Annotated in this window: 25 protein-coding genes; 16 read left to right on the top strand and 9 right to left on the bottom strand. The window is 60.5% G+C overall.

The window, feature by feature from the left end:
* The first annotated feature begins 71 nt into the window (after positions 1-71).
* Positions 72-302, top strand: coding sequence for a hypothetical protein (locus AC4CWF_RS11400; protein WP_491281783.1), 231 nt, complete (start codon positions 72-74; stop codon positions 300-302).
* Here the strand turns inward: AC4CWF_RS11400 and dprA are convergent.
* Genes dprA through AC4CWF_RS11380 form a run of 4 tightly spaced genes read right to left on the bottom strand, consistent with a single transcriptional unit; the run spans position 255 to position 4,299 of the window.
* Positions 255-1,406 (bottom strand): DNA-processing protein DprA, encoded by a 1,152-nt coding sequence (gene dprA, locus AC4CWF_RS11395; protein ID WP_491281782.1) that lies wholly within the window; start codon positions 1,404-1,406, stop codon positions 255-257. The two genes, AC4CWF_RS11400 and dprA, sit on opposite strands and share 48 nt — an antisense overlap.
* A 6-nt stretch (positions 1,407-1,412) precedes the next feature.
* On the bottom strand, positions 1,413-2,042 hold the full coding sequence (gene plsY, locus AC4CWF_RS11390; RefSeq protein WP_491281781.1) for a glycerol-3-phosphate 1-O-acyltransferase PlsY: 630 nt from the start codon (positions 2,040-2,042) through the stop codon (positions 1,413-1,415).
* Positions 2,043-2,053: 11 nt separating this feature from the next.
* Complete coding sequence (locus tag AC4CWF_RS11385) at positions 2,054-3,346, bottom strand: dihydroorotase (RefSeq protein ID WP_491281780.1); 1,293 nt, start codon at positions 3,344-3,346, stop codon at positions 2,054-2,056.
* Complete coding sequence (locus AC4CWF_RS11380) at positions 3,343-4,299, bottom strand: aspartate carbamoyltransferase catalytic subunit (RefSeq protein WP_491281779.1); 957 nt, start codon at positions 4,297-4,299, stop codon at positions 3,343-3,345. Before AC4CWF_RS11380 ends, AC4CWF_RS11385 begins: the two co-directional genes overlap by 4 nt.
* A gap of 124 nt (positions 4,300-4,423) precedes the next feature.
* Here AC4CWF_RS11380 and AC4CWF_RS11375 point away from each other — a divergent pair, with 124 nt between their 5' ends.
* The 3 genes from AC4CWF_RS11375 (at position 4,424) to AC4CWF_RS11365 (ending at position 6,725) form a co-directional block, all read left to right on the top strand.
* Complete coding sequence (locus AC4CWF_RS11375) at positions 4,424-6,076, top strand: acyl-CoA dehydrogenase family protein (RefSeq protein ID WP_491281778.1); 1,653 nt, start codon at positions 4,424-4,426, stop codon at positions 6,074-6,076.
* 143 nt (positions 6,077-6,219) lie between these two features.
* A complete protein-coding gene (locus AC4CWF_RS11370; protein ID WP_491281777.1) occupies positions 6,220-6,405 on the top strand; it encodes a hypothetical protein in 186 nt (61 codons plus the stop codon).
* Positions 6,402-6,725, top strand: coding sequence for a DUF6105 family protein (locus tag AC4CWF_RS11365; protein WP_491281776.1), 324 nt, complete (start codon positions 6,402-6,404; stop codon positions 6,723-6,725). Before AC4CWF_RS11370 ends, AC4CWF_RS11365 begins: the two co-directional genes overlap by 4 nt.
* On the opposite strand, the gene ruvX is transcribed toward AC4CWF_RS11365, so the two are convergent.
* On the bottom strand, positions 6,671-7,156 hold the full coding sequence (gene ruvX, locus AC4CWF_RS11360; RefSeq protein ID WP_491281775.1) for a Holliday junction resolvase RuvX: 486 nt from the start codon (positions 7,154-7,156) through the stop codon (positions 6,671-6,673). The two genes, AC4CWF_RS11365 and ruvX, sit on opposite strands and share 55 nt — an antisense overlap.
* Before the next feature lie 196 nt (positions 7,157-7,352).
* On the opposite strand from ruvX, the gene AC4CWF_RS11355 reads away from it, so the two are divergent.
* From AC4CWF_RS11355 to AC4CWF_RS11335, 5 genes are all read left to right on the top strand, one after another.
* Positions 7,353-8,057 (top strand): metal-dependent hydrolase, encoded by a 705-nt coding sequence (locus AC4CWF_RS11355; protein ID WP_491281774.1) that lies wholly within the window; start codon positions 7,353-7,355, stop codon positions 8,055-8,057.
* Positions 8,058-8,127: 70 nt separating this feature from the next.
* Positions 8,128-8,658, top strand: a complete 531-nt coding sequence (locus AC4CWF_RS11350; RefSeq protein ID WP_491281773.1) for a hypothetical protein — start codon at positions 8,128-8,130, stop codon at positions 8,656-8,658.
* 67 nt (positions 8,659-8,725) lie between these two features.
* Positions 8,726-9,013 (top strand): Asp-tRNA(Asn)/Glu-tRNA(Gln) amidotransferase subunit GatC, encoded by a 288-nt coding sequence (gene gatC / locus AC4CWF_RS11345; protein WP_491281772.1) that lies wholly within the window; start codon positions 8,726-8,728, stop codon positions 9,011-9,013.
* Positions 9,014-9,073: 60 nt separating this feature from the next.
* Entirely contained in the window at positions 9,074-10,555 is a 1,482-nt protein-coding gene (gene gatA / locus AC4CWF_RS11340; RefSeq protein ID WP_491281771.1) for an Asp-tRNA(Asn)/Glu-tRNA(Gln) amidotransferase subunit GatA, read from the top strand.
* The gene (locus AC4CWF_RS11335; RefSeq protein ID WP_491281770.1) at positions 10,549-11,040 is read left to right on the top strand and encodes a GNAT family N-acetyltransferase; all 492 of its coding nucleotides are present in this window, start codon (positions 10,549-10,551) and stop codon (positions 11,038-11,040) included. Before gatA ends, AC4CWF_RS11335 begins: the two co-directional genes overlap by 7 nt.
* 54 nt (positions 11,041-11,094) lie before the next feature.
* Here AC4CWF_RS11335 and AC4CWF_RS11330 read toward each other — a convergent pair whose 3' ends face one another.
* The 3 genes from AC4CWF_RS11330 to AC4CWF_RS11320 form a co-directional block, all read right to left on the bottom strand.
* On the bottom strand, positions 11,095-11,346 hold the full coding sequence (locus tag AC4CWF_RS11330; protein WP_491281769.1) for a BrnA antitoxin family protein: 252 nt from the start codon (positions 11,344-11,346) through the stop codon (positions 11,095-11,097).
* On the bottom strand, positions 11,300-11,605 hold the full coding sequence (locus AC4CWF_RS11325) for a BrnT family toxin (RefSeq protein WP_491285362.1): 306 nt from the start codon (positions 11,603-11,605) through the stop codon (positions 11,300-11,302). The genes AC4CWF_RS11330 and AC4CWF_RS11325 overlap by 47 nt, the downstream gene beginning before the upstream one ends.
* Before the next feature lie 80 nt (positions 11,606-11,685).
* Entirely contained in the window at positions 11,686-11,943 is a 258-nt protein-coding gene (locus AC4CWF_RS11320; RefSeq protein WP_491281768.1) for a YjhX family toxin, read from the bottom strand.
* Between the two features lie 269 nt (positions 11,944-12,212).
* Here AC4CWF_RS11320 and AC4CWF_RS11315 point away from each other — a divergent pair, with 269 nt between their 5' ends.
* The 7 genes from AC4CWF_RS11315 to AC4CWF_RS11285 all read left to right on the top strand — a co-directional run bounded on the left by AC4CWF_RS11315 (position 12,213) and on the right by AC4CWF_RS11285 (position 16,854).
* Positions 12,213-12,722 (top strand): GNAT family N-acetyltransferase, encoded by a 510-nt coding sequence (locus AC4CWF_RS11315; RefSeq protein ID WP_491281767.1) that lies wholly within the window; start codon positions 12,213-12,215, stop codon positions 12,720-12,722.
* 113 nt (positions 12,723-12,835) lie between these two features.
* On the top strand, positions 12,836-14,338 hold the full coding sequence (gene gatB / locus AC4CWF_RS11310; RefSeq protein WP_491281766.1) for an Asp-tRNA(Asn)/Glu-tRNA(Gln) amidotransferase subunit GatB: 1,503 nt from the start codon (positions 12,836-12,838) through the stop codon (positions 14,336-14,338).
* An 85-nt stretch (positions 14,339-14,423) separates the two neighbouring features.
* Positions 14,424-14,924: a GNAT family N-acetyltransferase gene (locus tag AC4CWF_RS11305; protein ID WP_491285360.1), complete on the top strand. Its 501-nt coding sequence runs from the start codon at positions 14,424-14,426 to the stop codon at positions 14,922-14,924.
* Positions 14,925-15,035: 111 nt separating this feature from the next.
* Positions 15,036-15,503: a GNAT family N-acetyltransferase gene (locus tag AC4CWF_RS11300; RefSeq protein WP_491281765.1), complete on the top strand. Its 468-nt coding sequence runs from the start codon at positions 15,036-15,038 to the stop codon at positions 15,501-15,503.
* Positions 15,504-15,603: 100 nt separating this feature from the next.
* Positions 15,604-16,002: an NADH:ubiquinone oxidoreductase subunit NDUFA12 gene (locus AC4CWF_RS11295; protein WP_491281764.1), complete on the top strand. Its 399-nt coding sequence runs from the start codon at positions 15,604-15,606 to the stop codon at positions 16,000-16,002.
* A gap of 98 nt (positions 16,003-16,100) precedes the next feature.
* Positions 16,101-16,526 carry a DUF2155 domain-containing protein gene (locus tag AC4CWF_RS11290; RefSeq protein WP_491281763.1) on the top strand — a complete coding sequence of 142 codons (426 nt, stop codon included), beginning with the start codon at positions 16,101-16,103 and terminating at the stop codon, positions 16,524-16,526.
* Positions 16,527-16,614: 88 nt separating this feature from the next.
* Positions 16,615-16,854: a hypothetical protein gene (locus AC4CWF_RS11285; RefSeq protein WP_491281762.1), complete on the top strand. Its 240-nt coding sequence runs from the start codon at positions 16,615-16,617 to the stop codon at positions 16,852-16,854.
* A 35-nt stretch (positions 16,855-16,889) separates the two neighbouring features.
* Here AC4CWF_RS11285 and aat read toward each other — a convergent pair whose 3' ends face one another.
* Positions 16,890-17,507: a leucyl/phenylalanyl-tRNA--protein transferase gene (gene aat / locus AC4CWF_RS11280; RefSeq protein ID WP_491281761.1), complete on the bottom strand. Its 618-nt coding sequence runs from the start codon at positions 17,505-17,507 to the stop codon at positions 16,890-16,892.

Here is a 17,507-nt window from a genome sequence, read left to right as displayed (position 1 = left end):
TAGATTTGCGAGTGTTGATTATTATTTACACGCAGAGGATGAAACTCTGCCAGTGGGATGAGTTGGGGACGATGGTTTCGGATAGCGCCAATTTCAGAAGCAGCGAGCAGACCAAGGCCAATATCGCCTATATCAGACAAATGCTGGGCGAGTTGCGCCGCGTCGCCCATACCGAGGGCGCCGACATGCTGTGTTATCTCATTGAGATGGCTTTCGTGGAGGCAGGCGACCTGCAGCAGGGACGTCGCGACCTGTCAGTCCAGCATCGACAGGGACACAAGCCCGCCGACATGCCGATGTAGACGGCCGGCAAGATCCAGTTCCAGAAGCACCAGGTAGACCGTGGAAGGTGCAAGTCCGGTGTGGCGAATGATGTCGTCGATATCGACAGGGGTGGGGCCGAGCGACGAGGCGATGCGCTCGCGGTCGCTGTCATCGGGCGGCAGCATATCGGCGGGCGTCCGTTCGCCGCCCGGTTCCTCGATCACCGATTGATCGAGGAGATCCAGTTGCGAGAGGGGAGCGAGAGCCTCGATCACGTCGGCGGGGCCGGTGGTAACGATGGCGCCCTGTTTCAAAAGACCATTGGTGCCATGGCAGCGCGGATCGAGCGGAGAGCCGGGCACGGCAAAGACGAGACGACCGAAATCTCCGGCAAGGCGTGCGGTAATCAGTGAACCGGAGCGTTCAGCCGCTTCGATAACGACAACGCCGAGCGAAATGCCTGCAATCAACCGGTTTCGGCGCGGAAAATCCCGTGCCCGTGGCTCCCAGCCGAACGGCATCTCGCTGACGGCCAGGCCGTGGCCGGAGGTGATCTCGTCAAGCAGTGCAATGTTTTCGGGCGGGTAAGGCTTGTCGAGACCGCCGGCGAGAACGGCAATCGTGCCGGTTTCAAGGCTTGCGCGGTGGGCAGCCGTATCGATACCGCGGGCAAGGCCTGATGTGATCGAATAGCCGGCCCGGCCACAATCGCGGGCAATCAGGCTTGCAAACTTGGCACCGGCAATCGAGGCATTGCGCGAGCCGACAATGCCGACCGAAGGCGGCGTGGCAGACGTGAAGGCACCCTTCATGGCCAGAAGCGGCGGGGCGCCATCGATCTGGCGAAGGGCAGGGGGATAATCCGGCTCGCCGATGCCAACGAGGCGGGCGCCGTGTTTCTGGGCGCGATCCAGTTCGCGCTCGGCCTCATCGGTGGAGGCGATGCGAATGGCGCGGGCAGCGCCGCCGCGCCGTGACAGTTCCGGAAGCGCTGCAAGGGCAGCTTCTGCCGAACCGAAATGGTTGATGAGATCACGAAAGGTGGAGGGGCCGACATTGTCGCTGCGGATCAGCCGCAGCCAGGCGATTCTCTGCTTGTCCGATAGCGCAATACCCTGTCGTCTTGCGCTTTCGGGTGGCATGGATGGTTATCCCTTCTGGCCGATCTTGCTTTCGGTGCCGTTGATCAGCCGCTCGATATTCGCTTTGTGCTTCCAGTAGGAAATCAGCGTCATCACGGCCATCACCAGCGCGATCTTCTGTTCGCCCACTATCCACAATACAACCGGAATGACAAGTGTTGCAACCAGTGCGGCAAGCGAGGAATAGCGGCTGAGTTTTGCAATCGTCAGCCAGACGAAGGCAAAGACCAGCACCATGGCTGGCGCCACGCCGAGCAGCGTGCCGATATAGGTCGCCACACCCTTGCCGCCCTTGAAGCCGAGCCAGACGGGAAAGAGGTGTCCAAGGAAGGCAGCAAAGCCTGCGAGCACGCCGGCTTCCGGGCCAAGCTCCGGCCCGAGATAGGCAGCAACGAGAAGGGCAGCGGCCGTGGCCTTGAAGGCATCAAGCAGCAGCGTTGCAGCAGCCAGCTTCTTGTTGCCGGTGCGCAGCACATTGGTCGCGCCGATATTGCCGGAGCCGATGGAGCGGATATCGCCAAGGCCGGCCGCCTTCGTCAGCAGAAGGCCGAAGGGGATGGAGCCGAGCAGGTAACCGAAGGCAAGGGCTGCCAGCGCAATAGGCACCGTGATCTGCCAGGTCAGAAGGTCTGTCATGATGGCGCTCCTTAAAGCTGATGGACGAGCCGGCCGGCGACATAGGTCGCGACAGCCCGGCCGCTGAAGCGCGCATCCTCGAATGGCGTGTTCTTCGACCGCGACACAATGGTCTCCTTCGAGACGAGCCACGGCTCATCGAGATCGATCAGGGTGATATCGGCCTTCGCTCCCGGCTTCAGCGTGCCCGCGGGCAGGCCAAAAATTTCGGCAGGGCGCGTCGAGAGCGCATGGATCAGCCGCATCAGGGGCACGCGGCCGGCATGGTGGAGGCGAAGGGCGGCGGCCAGCATTGTTTCAAGACCGATCGCGCCATCGGCCGCATCGGCGAACGGCAGCCGCTTGGTATCGACGTCCTGCGGATCATGCGAGGAAACGATGATATCTATCGTGCCATCGGCGAGCGCATCGACCATGGCCTGGCGGTCGTCTTCGGTGCGCAGCGGCGGCGATAGCTTGAAGAAGCTGCGGTATTCGCCGATGTCGTTTTCGTTTAGCGACAGGTGGTTGATCGAGATGGCGCAGGTGGCGTTGGCGCCGCGCTGACGGGCAAGCCGCATGGCCTCTGCCGATTCGGGCACGGAAATCTTTGCCGCATGATAATTGGCGCCGGTGAGCTGCGCGATGCGCAGGTCCCGTTCGAGCGGCAGCAGTTCTGCTTCCTTCGGCGCGCCTGACAGGCCGAGCCAGCTGGCAAACAGGCCCTCGTTCATGACGCCGTTGACGGCAAGATAGGGGTCGCGGGCCTCAAGCGCCACCACGGCACCGAACTCACGCGCATAGGTCATGGCACGGCGCAGCAGTTGCGTATCGGCAAGGCAGTGACGGCCATTGGTGAAGGCAACGGCACCGGCCTTGGACAGAAGGCCGATCTCGGTCATTTCCTCGCCCTTAAGGCCGCGGGTGAGGGCGGCCGCCGGATGGACATTGACCAGCGCCTTGTCACGCGCCGTCTTCTTGACGAATTCGATCAGCGCGATGTCATCCAGTACCGGATCGGTATCCGGCATCATGATGAAGCTGGTGACGCCGCCGGCGGCTGCCGCGCGGCTTGCCGATTCGATGGTTTCGCGGTGCTCGGCGCCGGGTTCGCCGACGAAAACGCGGGCATCGACAAGACCGGGCACGGCGATGAGGCCGCTGCAATCGCGAACGGTCGCGCCGTCTGGCACGCCCTGGTTCTGTGCATCGCGGCCGGCGGCAAGGATCACGCCATCGGCACTGATGATAATCGTGCCGATCTCATCGAGGTTGCGGGAGGGATCGAGGACGCGGGCATTCTTCAAGACAAGCGGAGTATTCATGCGCTCCATCCCTCGCTGCGCGGGCCCTGGTTTTCAGAGACCAGCAGCGTCTCCATCACGGCCATGCGCACGGCAACACCCATTTCGACCTGGCTTTCAATGACGCTCTGCGGGCCATCGGCGACTTCCGAGGCGATTTCGACGCCGCGGTTCATCGGTCCCGGATGCATGACGAGCGCATCGTCCTTGGCGGCTTTCAGCTTTTCAGCATCGAGACCGTAGAAGTGGAAATATTCGCGCACCGACGGCACAAAGGAGCCGGACATGCGCTCGCGCTGCAGGCGCAACATCATCACCACATCTGCATCTTTCAGGCCCTCTTCCATGGAGTGGAAGACTTCCACACCCATCTGGGAGATGCCGGAGGGAAGCAGCGTGGCGGGTGCGACGACCCGGACCCTTGCGCCCATGGCGTTCAAGAGCAGGATGTTGGAGCGGGCGACACGCGAGTGGAGCACGTCGCCGCAAATGGCAACGATGATGCGCGACAGCTTGCCCTTGGCACGCCGGATGGTCAGCGCATCGAGGAGTGCCTGCGTTGGATGCTCATGCTGGCCATCGCCGGCATTGACCACCGAGCAGGCGACCTTTTGCGCCAGAAGCGCAGCAGCACCTGCCGAGGAGTGGCGCACGACAAGCACGTCCGGCCGCATGGCGTTCAGCGTCATCGCCGTATCGATGAGCGTTTCGCCCTTCTTGACCGACGAGTTTCCGACCGACATGTTCATGACATCGGCGCCAAGACGCTTGCCTGCCAGTTCAAAAGACGATTGTGTGCGGGTTGAGGCTTCGAAAAAAAGATTGATCTGGGTCAGACCGCGCAGCGTCGAGGTTTTCTTTTCTCTTTGCCGGCTGATCTTGACCGCCTCGTCTGCCTTGTCGAGAAGGAACGTAATGTCCTGCTCGGTCAGGCCCTTGATCCCGAGGAGATGGCGGTGGGGAAAGAAGACCACGAAATTGTCCTCCGCTGGTTTCACGCGGTCTATAGAGAACGAGCGCGCGGGGAGCAAGCGGAGCAGGCGACCAGAAATTCCGATCCCCATGCAATTTGCCAAAAATTCGATTAGAAGCAGCCTCATGAATCAGATCACCCGGACCGACGACACCTTATCCGAGTTGAACCAGCCGAGCCTCTGGTCCGGTATCAACGCCTATCGCACCGATCCGCTGATGGTGGACCTGACGGCGGGCCTGCACCGCACCGTGCGCGAGGAGTTCGACGTGCTCGGCCGTTACGTCACCTCGCCCGAGGCGCAGGAACTGGCCCGCATGGCCAATGAAAGCCCGCCGAAGCTGAAGACGCATGGTCCGCGCGGCGAGCGGCTGGACACGGTGGAATTCCACCCCGCCTGGCACGCGCTGATGCGCCGGTCGATGGCAACCGGGCTCAATTCCTCGATCTGGGAAAACGCACCCGAATCACGCAATGCCCAGCACCGCGCCCGCGCTGCCCGCTTTTATCTCACATCGCAGCTGGAATGCGGGCATCTCTGCCCACTCACCATGACGAGTGCATCAGTGGCTGCCATGATGGCATCGCCGCGGGTTCACAAGGAATGGGCGCCGCGGATTCTTTCGCGCAAATATGATTCGTCCAACCGGCCTGCCATGCAGAAGAATGCCATCACCATCGGCATGGGCATGACGGAAAAGCAGGGCGGCACCGATGTGCGCGCCAACCGCTCCACCGCCGAGCGCGTGGGCGAGGGCGTCTATCGCCTCTCCGGCCACAAATGGTTCATGTCGGCACCGATGAGCGACGGCTTCATCATGCTGGCAAAAACCAACGAGGGCATTGGCTGCTTTCTCGTGCCGCGGCTCCTCGAAGATGGCACAGCCAACGGCCTGCAGTTCCAGCGGCTGAAGGACAAGCTCGGCAACCGCTCGAATGCCTCGTCCGAAGTCGAGTTCACCGATGCGTTCGGTTATCTGCTCGGAGAGCCGGGCGGCGGCGTGCGCACCATTCTCGACATGGTGACGCTGACACGGCTCGATTGCGCGCTCGCTTCTTCCGGCATCATGCGCGCTTCGCTTGCCGAGGCGGTGCATCATTGCCGGGGCCGCTCGGTCTTCGGCAAGAACCTCATCGACCAGCCGCTGATGACACGGGTGCTGGCAGACATGGCGCTGGATGTCGCTGCCGCCACCGCGCTTTCCTATCGTCTGGCGGAAGCCTTCGACAAGGCCGGCAGCAACCCGACCGATGCGGCTTACGCCCGCGTGATGACGCCGGTCATTAAATACTGGACCTGCAAGATCGCGCCCTCGCTGATCTACGAGGCGATGGAATGCCTTGGCGGCAACGGCTACGTGGAAGAACGCCCGCTGGCGCGCCATTACCGCGAGGCCCCGGTTAATGCGATCTGGGAAGGGTCCGGCAATGTGATGGCGCTCGATGTGCTCCGGGTTCTCGGGCGCGGCAAGGATCTGTTCGATCTCGTTCTCGCAGGCATCGAGCGGGACCTCGGTCCGAGCGGCCGCAAGACCACCGATGTGCTGCGCGCGGCGATGGCACTTGCCGAACGGGATGAGGGCGCCTCGCGTCTTCTCGTCGAGCAACTGGCGTTGGCGGCGGGTGCTGCCGAACTGTTCCGGCTGGGTGCCGGCAAGATTGCCGATGCGTTTTTGGAAACGCGGCTCGCCGGGGGATGGCGCGCCACCTATGGCATGCTCGATTCGCGCTTTGATGCCTCCTATATCGTCGACCTGCTCTATCCCGCCGCCAGCTGAGCCGGCCGTCCGGCTACCAAACCCCTGTTGTCCACAGTCTTCGCCCCGCGATTAACCATGTCGCGGGGTTTGCGTTGCGTGGGCCGCAGCAAGGCCTACATTGGCCGTTAACAGATTGTTAACCATCCGCGAGCGTGATGCCCTTGGCCGCCAACCGTTTCTACAGTGTCTGCCTGCTTCTGGTGTCGCTGGCGTTTTTTGCCACGCTGGCACTCGACATCGCCGTTCCGGCGCTGGTGCTGACGCTGATGGCGGCGATCCGCTGGGCGCTTCTTTCCGCCGATGATCTTGCACCCAACGATTTCAACATGAAAGGGCAGGCCGCATGAAGTGGTTTCTCATCCTCTGGGCCGGCCCCGTGTTGCTGCTTGGCGCCTGGTACGGCCTTTCCTATTACGACATGAGCTTTGGCTTCTTCATGCTGACGCGCCAGACGCATGACCTGGTGTTCCAGATCTATGGCAATGTGCTCGGCATTCCGCCGGAAAACCTGCCGCCGCTGGTGGCGCGCGCCATTGCCGTCGACAGCCTGATCGTGCTGTCGATCGTTGCCTTCCGCAAGCGTAAGCAGATTGCCGCCTGGTGGCGGTCGCGTCAGTTGGCCGTCGATGCCGCCCGCAGCGATGACAACCTGTCGAGAGCCCCCTGAAGGATGAAGCTTGCGGCGGCCGAATCGATGCGCTCCTTGCGCTTGGCCCGCGACACATCCATTTCCAGAAGCGCCCGTTCGGCAGCCACCGTCGATAGTCGCTCGTCCCAGTAGACGAAGGGGATTTCTGTCTTTTCGCTCATGGCGCGCACGAAGGCGCGGGTGGCCTGAACGCGCGGTCCGGCTGAGCCATCCATGTTCGTGGGCAGGCCGATGATGAAGGCCGTCACCTTTTCCTTCTCGGCAAAGGCAAGAAGCGTCACGGCATCCTGGGTGAATTTCACCCGTTTCAGCACCGGGCGTGGCGAGGCAAAACGCAGGCCGAGATCCGACATGGAAAGGCCAATGGTCTTGGTGCCGAGGTCGAGACCGGCAACCGCCTGTCCGGGCTGAAGGTGGAGCGCCAGTTCCTCTATCGTCAAAACCGCCATGCCATTTCCTTTGTCCTTTGCGCAGGGGAATCGCATCCGCTGCTTTTATTTATTGCCGGATTGCCTATGTGCTATCCCGTGCGGGGTAAAGCAGATCCGGGCGCGAGCCCCTTGCGTAGCGCGCAGGTGCCCCAAATTATCCGTCCGTCCTTTGTCTCCCCAACCTATGCCACTTTAGCAGAAAGAGGAGTTTTTCATGAAGATCACCTGGCTTGGCCATTCCGCCTTCAAGATCGAAATCCAGGATGCAAAAATCCTCATCGATCCCTTCCTCACTGGCAATGCCTCCTTCGCCGACCTTGACCGCAAGGATGTCGCCGACGGCGTGACGCATATTCTTCTCACCCACGGTCATGGCGACCATGTCGGCGATACGATCGCTCTTGCCGCTGAAACCGGTGCCGTGGTGCTGGCCAATGCCGATCTTGCCGCATGGCTCGGTTCCAAGGGCGTGCAGAAGATCGAGATGGGCAATACCGGCGGCACCGTCGGCTTTGGCGGTTTTACCGCGACCTTTACCCAGGCGCTGCATTCCTCGGCGCAGATTACAGAAGACGGCGTGTCGCATGCACTCGGCAATGCCAACGGCCTGATGCTGCACTTTGAAGGTGAGCCCTCGCTGCTTCACATGGGCGATACCGACATCTTTACCGACATGGGCCTGATCAACGAATTGCACCAGCCCGATATCGGCCTCGTGCCGATCGGTGATCGCTTCACCATGGGTGGTGCCGTCGCAGCCCTTGCCTGCCAGCGTTTCTTCGATTTCAAGCATGCCATTCCCTGCCACTATGGCACTTTCCCGATCATCGACCAGACGCCGGAAAAGTTCGTGAAGGGCATGGAAGGCCTGAAGACCCGCGTCGAAGCACCGAAGGTCGGGGTGACGCTGTCGTTCTGATTCTGTTTCTTGTCGAGGATTGAGGTACACCAAGGCCGGACATTTGTGGTTCCGGCCTTGGGAGGGAAATTTGGACGATCGTTCCATTCATTCGATCTACTCTTCTCTACGCGAAAATATCGTAGAACACTTGTTCGTTGGAGAGCTGTTGCGCCGATTGTGGCAGCTTTCAATTTATGACGCCGAAGTTCTTAAGAGCGATTTTGATGCCGGTGGCTACGACCTCGTGCTAAGCCGAGGACCACTTGTACGTCATATCCAGCTCAAGGTGATCCTAGCGGGTGGTGCGAGAAGCCATATAAACGTGAACCTCCGTCTCGCCGAGAGAGCAAGCGGTTGCGTCCTGCTAATTGGCGTTGACGATGCTCTCAACTTTACCAGCTTCAAATGGTTTGGTTCCGATCCTGGCCATCCCTTGCCGGACATTGGGGCGCTACCTGCTGTGAAACACACCAAAGGGAATGCGCAGGGGGTGAAAGCTCCTCGCGAGAGACACCGTTCCGTGAAAGTCAAAGACTTTAAGCCAGTTGATGGCTTCGATGCGTTGCTGACCGTTTTGCTAGGGCCTCTTTCTGCAGAGCAACTCATCTCTTCCGTTTGAGTTGCCCGTTGCGAAGGCCGGAGCGGGCTATTATAGCGGGAGGGCAATTCCATCCGGAGAAAACTCAATGTCCGTCGACCTAGCCACCGTCAAGCGCGTCGCGCGCCTTTCCCGCATCGCCGTCACCGAGGAGGAGGCCGAGCGCATGGTGGGGGAGTTGAACGGCATCCTGGGTTTTGTCGAACAGCTGTCTGAAGTGGATGTGGCAGGCGTCGAACCGATGACGTCGGTAACGCCGATTACCATGCGCAAGCGCTACGACGCTGTAACGGATGGCGACAAGGCCGATGATGTGGTGGCGAACGCCCCCGCAACCGACCAGAATTTCTTCCTCGTGCCCAAGGTTGTCGAGTAAGCGCTCTCTGCCAGCGAAGCTCCAGCCCCGATCCGCACCCGAACGAGCCTTGAAAACATCATGACCGACCTGACCAGCCTTTCCATTGCCGAAGCCCGCGACAAGCTGAAGAGCCGCGACATATCCGCCGTCGAACTGACGCAGAGCTACCTGTCCGCCATCGATGCGGCAAACGGCGCGTTGAATGCCTATGTGGCGGTGACACCCGACACGGCGCTTGCCATGGCCAAGGCTTCGGACGAACGCCTTGCAACCGGCAAGGGCGGCGCGCTTGAAGGCATTCCGCTTGGCGTGAAGGACCTCTTTGCCACTGAAGGTGTGCACACCCAGGCGGCAAGCCACATTCTCGACGGCTTCAAGCCGAAATACGAATCGACCGTGACGCAGAACCTGTGGAACGACGGCGCAGTGATGCTGGGCAAGCTCAACATGGACGAGTTTGCGATGGGCTCTTCCAACGAAAGCTCCTATTACGGCCCGGTGGTGAACCCTTGGAAGGCTGAGGGATCTGACGAGAAGCTGGTTCCTGGCGGCTCTTCCGGCGGATCGGCGGCAGCCGTTGCCGCGCGTCTCTGCGCTGGTGCAACCGCTACCGATACCGGCGGCTCCATCCGCCAGCCGGCCGCCTTCACCGGCACCGTCGGCATCAAGCCCACCTATGGCCGTTGCTCGCGGTGGGGCATTGCTGCCTATGCTTCCTCGCTCGACCAGGCCGGCCCGATTGCGCGCGACGTGCGCGATGCCGCGATCCTGCTCAAATCCATGGCAAGCGTGGACTTGAAGGATTCGACCAGCGTCGATCTGCCGGTGCCGGATTACGAGGCGTCGCTCGGCCAGTCGCTGAAGGGCATGAAGATCGGCATTCCCCGCGAATATCGCGTCGAGGGCATGCCGGAAGAGATCGAAAAGCTCTGGGCGCAGGGCATGCAGTGGTTGAAGGATGCCGGTGCCGAAATCGTCGACATCTCGCTACCGCACACCAAATATGCTCTGCCGGCCTATTATATCGTGGCGCCGGCCGAAGCCTCGTCCAACCTGGCCCGCTACGACGGCGTGCGTTACGGCCTTCGCGTCGACGGCAAGGATATTGCCGACATGTACGAGAAGACGCGCGCCGCCGGTTTTGGCAAGGAAGTGAAGCGCCGCATCATGATCGGCACCTATGTGCTGTCTGCCGGTTATTACGATGCCTATTACCTGAAGGCGCAGAAGGTGCGCACGCTGATCAAGCGTGACTTCGAGACCGTGTTCCATGACGGCGTCGATGCGGTTCTGGCCCCGATCACACCGTCCTCGGCCTTTGCCATCGGCGACAAGGAACTGGCGGCCGATCCGGTGAAAATGTACCTGCAGGACGTGTTCACCATCACCGTCAACATGGCGGGCCTTCCCGGCCTTTCGGTTCCGGCAGGGCTTGATCACAAGGGGCTGCCGCTTGGCCTGCAGCTGATCGGCAAGCCGTTCGAGGAAGAAACGCTGTTCAAGACGGCACATGTCATCGAACAGGCCGCCGGCACGTTTTCGCCGGCGAAGTGGTGGTAACGAAGCTTGCCATCCGCTTGATGGCGGCCGCCGATCACCGGGCGGTCGCAGAGATCGGTTTCTCCGCGTGGATAAGCAGCGATGCCTGGAGCGTTCAGCGGCCGACCGATGCGGTGGTTGACCATGTGCGCCGCGCCTTTGATGCCTTTCCGGCAGAAGCGCAGGATCTGATCACCGTTGCCGAACAGGACGGGAAGATCGCCGGCTGGACGGCGCTGAACGGGGAGAAAAACCACATCTCCGACCTCTGGGTGCATCCTGAAAGCCAGGGAATGGGGATTGGCCGGGCGCTGATCGATCATCTGCTTTCGCGCATGCGGAGCGAAGGCATTTCGCGCGCGACCATCCACACGCATGCCAGCAATTCCGGCGCGATCCGGCTTTATGAGCGCGAAGGCTTTCGCATCGTCTGGCGCGGCATGGAGTTTTCCAGAAGCGCCGGCACGGAACTGGAGAAGGTGCATATGGAGCGGGTGCTGGGTTGAGCGCGGGTGTCGGGCTATCAGTTCAGGCCGCACCTGCATTTCACTGCCGGTAATTCACCGCTTCCCTTGCGTCAGCATATAGGCCTTCAGAACGGCGTTCATGCGGGTCTGGTAGCCTTTTCCCTGGGACCGAAACCACTCCAGAACCTCGGCATCAAGCCGCATGGTGATTTGCTCCTTGTGCGATGGCTGCACAAGTCGGGCGTTTTTAAAAAAGTCATCGCCAAGCTCTGGGATGTCGCTGTAATCGATCTGGTCATCACTCCGGTCGGCGAGGGCCTTCAGTCTCTGTTGTGATATGGGCATGGTAGCGCACCCGTTCCTTCCTGTTTGCCAGCCTTGCCGAAATGAGCCGTGTCACGCCGATTCGATCCGTATGAACAGCGGCGACAACGATCAATCCAGCGATGGCGCCAAGCGTTATGAACCGGTCTTCACCGTAGTCTTGGCGTAGATCCCTAACTGTGAAAACCGGCCCGTCGAAGATCAGTCTCGCTTCTTCGAAAGAGAGCCCGTGCTTGCGAAGGTTCGCATCGTTCTTGGCGTCGTCCCACTCAAAACGCATTGTCAGATGTAACGACACGAGAGTGTTTTCACAAGAGGCGCGAACAGGCCGGCGCTGACGTGGCACCGGCCCATCCCCCTTTACCGGTTATCCTGCTCGGAGCGTACCAGCACCAGGCCGCGTTCGGTGATGCGGTAAGGCTGGCCGCTGCGAGAGCAGATGGCTTTCTTCTGCTTCAGCTTGCGGAAGGTCAGGAGGTCGAGACCGGAAAAGGCCCAGCCTTCGCGAGTCAGCAAGCGCACAGTCTCGATCTTGCGGTTGTCGTTGCGGATGAGCTCGATCCTGCCGCCCTGGGCGAGCAGGTGGAGAATGCGCTGTTCTGCGCGGGAAATGTCCATGGTCGTGAAGTCCGAAAGGTCCCTGTGGGGACACATGAAAACGGGTCCGGACGCAAAAGCTGCGCCGGGGCTTCGTGATCATCGGGCGGCCGTGAGAGATGGGCTCTCAGGCTGCCCCGTACCGGGACTCGGACGAATTGGACATCAAAACTCCTGTTGACGTTTAAGAATTACCGGGAAAGCCACCGGCAATCAAGCGGTTGGCCGGTGGTGCCTCTTGGAATTGCCGTTATGCGATGGTCTAATCCTGTCGTCACACAGAGGCTGCCATGCTGACCATTCGCAATGCCCGGGAAGACGAGGCGGATTTATTGACTGAGATCGGGTTGCGCGCCTGGGCGCAGGCCATGGGCGCCATCGGCGGCAGCGATGCGCTGCAGGAAAGCGCTTCGTCGGCCTTCTCCAATTTTGTCCAGTCGTCCTGGCTCACCATCACTGTCATTGAGGACAATGGCGTCGTGGCCGGCTGGGCGGCGCGCGAGGAGCTGGATGAAACGATCAGCGATTTCTGGATCGACCCGGATCATCAGCGCCGCGGCCTCGGGGCGGCCCTGATCGGCGAGGTGGAAAAGGAGATCGTCCACCAGGGTTTTGCCACCGCAAGGCTTGAAACCCATGCCCACAATACGGATGCCGTGACCTTTTTTGAAAGAAACGGATATGCCGTGAACTGGCTGTCGGTCGCCTATGCGCCAAAGCTTGACCAGGATGTGCAATCGGTCGGCATGTCCAAGCAACTGGTGGCGCCGGAGGCTGAAGGCTACGGGCGCGAGTTCTGACGGCTGCGATTGAGGCCGGGCCGGTGCCGTTCAAAAGCGGGAAAGCTTGCACGCCTGCCTCATTTGCTCTACCTGACAAAGACTTCAAACAGTCCGCATGAAGAGCTTTTTCCATGACCCTTGTCGATGTTCGCACGCCTGATCCGAAACGCTTCATTCCCGGCGCCACCGGCGATTGGGAAGTCATCATCGGCATGGAAGTGCATGCGCAGGTGCTGTCGAAATCCAAGCTGTTTTCCGGCGCCTCCACCGAGTTCGGCAAGGCGCCCAATGCCAATGTGTCGCTAGTCGATGCGGCCATGCCCGGCATGCTGCCCGTGATCAACGAGGAATGCGTGGCGCAGGCCGTGCGCACCGGCCTTGGCCTGAAGGCCAAGATCAACAACCGCTCGATCTTCGACCGCAAGAACTATTTTTATCCCGACCTGCCGCAGGGCTACCAGATCTCGCAGTTCAAGGATCCGATCATCGGCGAAGGCCAGATCGTGATTTCGCTCGGACCGGATCGCCAGGGCAATTTCGAGGATATCGAGATCGGCATCGAGCGTCTGCACCTGGAACAGGATGCCGGCAAGTCCATGCATGACCAGCATCCGACCATGTCCTATGTGGATCTCAACCGGTCCGGCGTGGCGCTGATGGAAATCGTGTCGAAGCCCGATATGCGCTCCTCGGACGAGGCCAAGGCCTATATGACGAAGCTGCGCTCCATCGTGCGTTATCTCGGCACCTGCGATGGCAACATGGACGAGGGCTCCATGCGCGCCGACGTCAACGTTTCCGTGCGCCGTCCGGGCGAAGGGTTTGGCACGCGCTGCGAGATCAAGAACGTCAACTCCATCCGCTTCATCGGCCAGGCCATCGAATACGAGGCACGCCGGCAGATCGCGATCCTCGAAGACGGCGGCTCCATTGACCAGGAAACCCGTCTTTTCGACCCGAACAAGGGTGAGACCCGCTCCATGCGCTCCAAGGAAGATGCGCATGATTACAGATACTTCCCCGATCCTGATCTGCTTCCGCTTGAGTTTGATGATTCATTTGTTGAGGCGCTCAAAAAGGACCTGCCGGAACTGCCTGACGACAAGAAGGCGCGTTTCGTGTCCGAGCTTGGCCTGTCGGTCTATGATGCCTCGGTGCTGGTATCAGAAAAGTCGATTGCCGATTATTTTGAAGCCGTAGCTGCCGGTCGCGATGGCAAGACGGCGGCGAACTGGGTGATCAACGACCTGCTCGGTGCGTTGAACAAAGCCGGCAAAGGCATTGAAGAGACTCCGGTTTCGCCAGCCCAGCTCGGTGGCATCATCGATCTCATCAAGTCGGAAACCATTTCCGGCAAGATCGCCAAGGACCTGTTCGAAATCGTCTTTACCGAAGGCGGTGATCCGGCAGAGATTGTCGAGAGCCGTGGCATGCGTCAGGTGACCGATACCGGTGCCATCGAAAAGGCCGTGGACGAGATCATTGCCGCCAATCCCGATCAGGTCGCCAAGGTGCTGGCGAAGCCGACACTCGCCGGCTGGTTTGTCGGGCAGGTGATGAAGGCAACGGGCGGCAAGGCCAACCCGCAGGCGGTGCAGGCGCTGGTCAAGGCAAAGCTCGGGCTTGAAGACTGATAAGGCTGTTTGAGGCCGTTCCACAGCACCGGTCCGCGCCTGTCGCGTGGCCGGTGTTGTCGTTTGAGGAGAGATAAAAGACATGGTGTTTTTTGTACGGACCGCCGGCGAGCAGGATGTGGAGGCAATCCGCGCCCTGCTGCGCGAAACCTGGCATGCCACCTATGACGGCTTTTATGGCAGTGCAAAGGTGGCTGAACTAACCACCACCTGGCATTCGGCGGCGGCCATCAAGGCACAGATCGGCAAGCGCGACGGCGAGTTTCTGGTGGCCGATGACGGGCGCAAGCTCGGTGGTGTCGGTTATGCGGCGATGTCGCCGAAGATGACGAAGACTGCCATGCTGCACCAGTTGTACGTGCGCCCCTCCTGCCAGAATGAAGGCATCGGCCGCGATATCTTTGCCGAGCTGGAGACATGTTTTCCCGACGCCGAAATCATGCGACTGGAAGTGGAGCCACGCAATGTTCGCGCCATTGCCTTCTACAGCCGTCTCGGTTTCATCGAGGTTGATCGCACGAAAAACTGCGGTGGTGCAGACAGCGGTATCGAGGCCGTCATCATGGAAAAGCCGCTCGCCGGCTGACCGGGCAGGGGAGCTGCTCGGCTAAATGCTTGTTATGCCAGATGAGGGGTGGAGGTGCGCCACCCGACGGGATAAGATCTGAGCAGTATTCGGAACTGGAGGAGAGTGCGAATGACTGCCGAGGATTTTGTAGTGCGCAAGGCGCGGGAAGAAGACCTTCCCCAACTCATTCATCTCCTGGCGGAGGATACGGTTGGTTCCCACGGCGATACTGTCGACCCGAGCGCGTTCGAGGATTACCTGCGCGCCTTCCATGTGATCGATCAGGCGCCGCAGGAGCAGCTGTTTGTGGCTGAGCGCAACGGCGAGATCGTTGCGACCTATCAGATGACGTTTCTGCGCACGCTGCGCGGACGGGGGGCAATGGATGCGCAGGTGGAAGCGGTGCATACGCGCGCCGACTGCCGCGGGCAGGGGATCGGCCGGGCGTTGATGGACCATGCGCAGCAGGAAGCTCGTCGCCGCGACTGCCGGCTGCTGCAGCTGACCTCCAATGCAGCGCGCACCGATGCGCATCGTTTCTATGAACGGGAAGGGTTTACCCGCACCCATATCGGCTTCAAGATGAAGCTCAAATAAGAGTGCGCGGCCGCCGAACCACTGGACATAGACGGTGCGAGATTGCATAAGCAGATCAAGGAAACATTCCTTGTCTCTCGCGAGGACGTTGGAAAAAAGCATGAAAAATCTCCTCCTGCAAATCTTCACCTGGTGGAATGGCCAGACCATGGGCACCCGCTTCTTTACCTGGCGCAAGGGCACCCGCGTCGGCGAAGACGAGTTGGGCAATGTCTATTACGAGGGCCCCATGTCCTCCTATGGCCTGCAGAAGCGCTGGGTGATCTACAAGGGTTATGCGGAAGCCTCCGCCATTCCGCCCGGCTGGCATGGCTGGATGCACCACCGCACGGATATAGCCCCGAGCAAGGAAACCTATGTGGCCCGCGAATGGCAGAAGTCGCATGTGCCCAACATGACCGGTTCGCCGCTCGCCTATCGTCCCAAGGGCTCGCTCGAGGCAACCGGCGAGCGTCCGCGCGTCACCGGCGACTATGACGCCTGGACACCCGGCGGCTGACCTTTTCTTTCTCCGCCTTCGCGCCACATTTGCGGCATAACCCATGCCTGTCCCGGTTACTTGTCGGGACGGGTTTTTAAATCGTGGTGAGATCGCCGATGCGACAGAATTTCCTTCGACCGCTGCTTCTCAGCCTGACCGTGGGGGCGACCTTGCTGTCCGGCATAGCGCCTGCCTCTGCCGCGCGGCTGGAAAACCCGGTGGCGGAATTTTCCGGCATCGACAAGATCACCGGCCGCATCACCAAATTCGACGTCTATGTGAACGAGACGGTGCAATACGGCGCGCTGCAGGTGACACCGAAGGTGTGTTATTCACGCGACGACAGCGAGGCGCAGCGCATTGACGGTTTCGTAGAAGTCGATGAGATCACGCTCGACCGAAAAATCCGCCGCATCTTTACCGGCTGGATGTTTGCCGACAGCCCGGGTTTGAATGCAGTCGAACACCCGATCTATGACGTGTGGCTGACCGGCTGCAAAAAGACGTCCGACGTTCCGCCACCGGCTGCCGCACGCAAGTAAGGACCCGATTCTCACTTATTCCCTGCGCGTCGTCATTGGATATATGCGATGATGAAGATTATCGTGGGACGCCACCGGAGCCATTGCCATGCCACTCGCTGAAAAGTTCATCGTCCTGCCGTTCAAGAAGAACCGCGGCCATATCGTGCCCGGCGAGATGCGCCAGGCCTCCAGCGCTGCTTCCGCGGAAAAGATTGCCACCGCCATGTCCGCCCGCCACATCGGCGTTGCCGCCTATTCCGTTCAGGTGGATGAGGAGAGCGGCGACATGACAAGCCCGAAGCTGATCATCGGTTTTGGCGAGACGGCGGATCTGACGACAAACTGAGCAGTTTTGCGGCTGCGGGACACAGGTCTTTGTCCCTAAAACCGCAGCGTCTCGCCTTCCATCGCACCGGCCAGAAGTTTCAGATAGTCCTCCTTCGGCACGTCGATTGCGCCGAACGTCTTCAGGTGCTCGGTGGTAAATTGCGTGTCGAGGAGGCGAAAGCCCTTGGCCTTCAACCGTTCCACCAGATGGACAAGGCAGATCTTGGAGGCGTTGGTGCGGCGTGAAAACATGCTTTCGCCGAAGAAGGCGCTGCCAAGCGACACGCCGTAAAGGCCACCCACGAGTTCATCCCCCTCGAACGCTTCCACGCTATGGGCATGGCCCATGCGATTGAGTTCGGTGTAGAGCGTGCGAATGGTGGCGTTGATCCAGGTGCTTGGCCTGTCGGGTGCTTCAGCCGCACAGCCGGCCATAACGGCCTCGAAGGCGGTGTCAAAGCGGATGACGAGCGACGTGTGCTTCAGCGCCTTTTGCAGGCTGCGTGACACATGAAAAGCGTCGAGCGGCAGGATTCCGCGCAGTTCCGGCTCGACCCAGAAAATCTCCGGGTCGTCTGCCGATTCGGCCATGGGAAACAGGCCGATGGAATAGGCGCGCAGCAGAACATCCGGGGTAATGGCTGGATAATATCTGCCGCGCCGCCCTGCCAT

Source organism: Neorhizobium sp. PAMB6630 (genome assembly GCF_058242775.1).
Note: the sequence above shows the minus strand (reverse complement) of the source record. Positions and strands in the feature narration are given on the sequence as shown.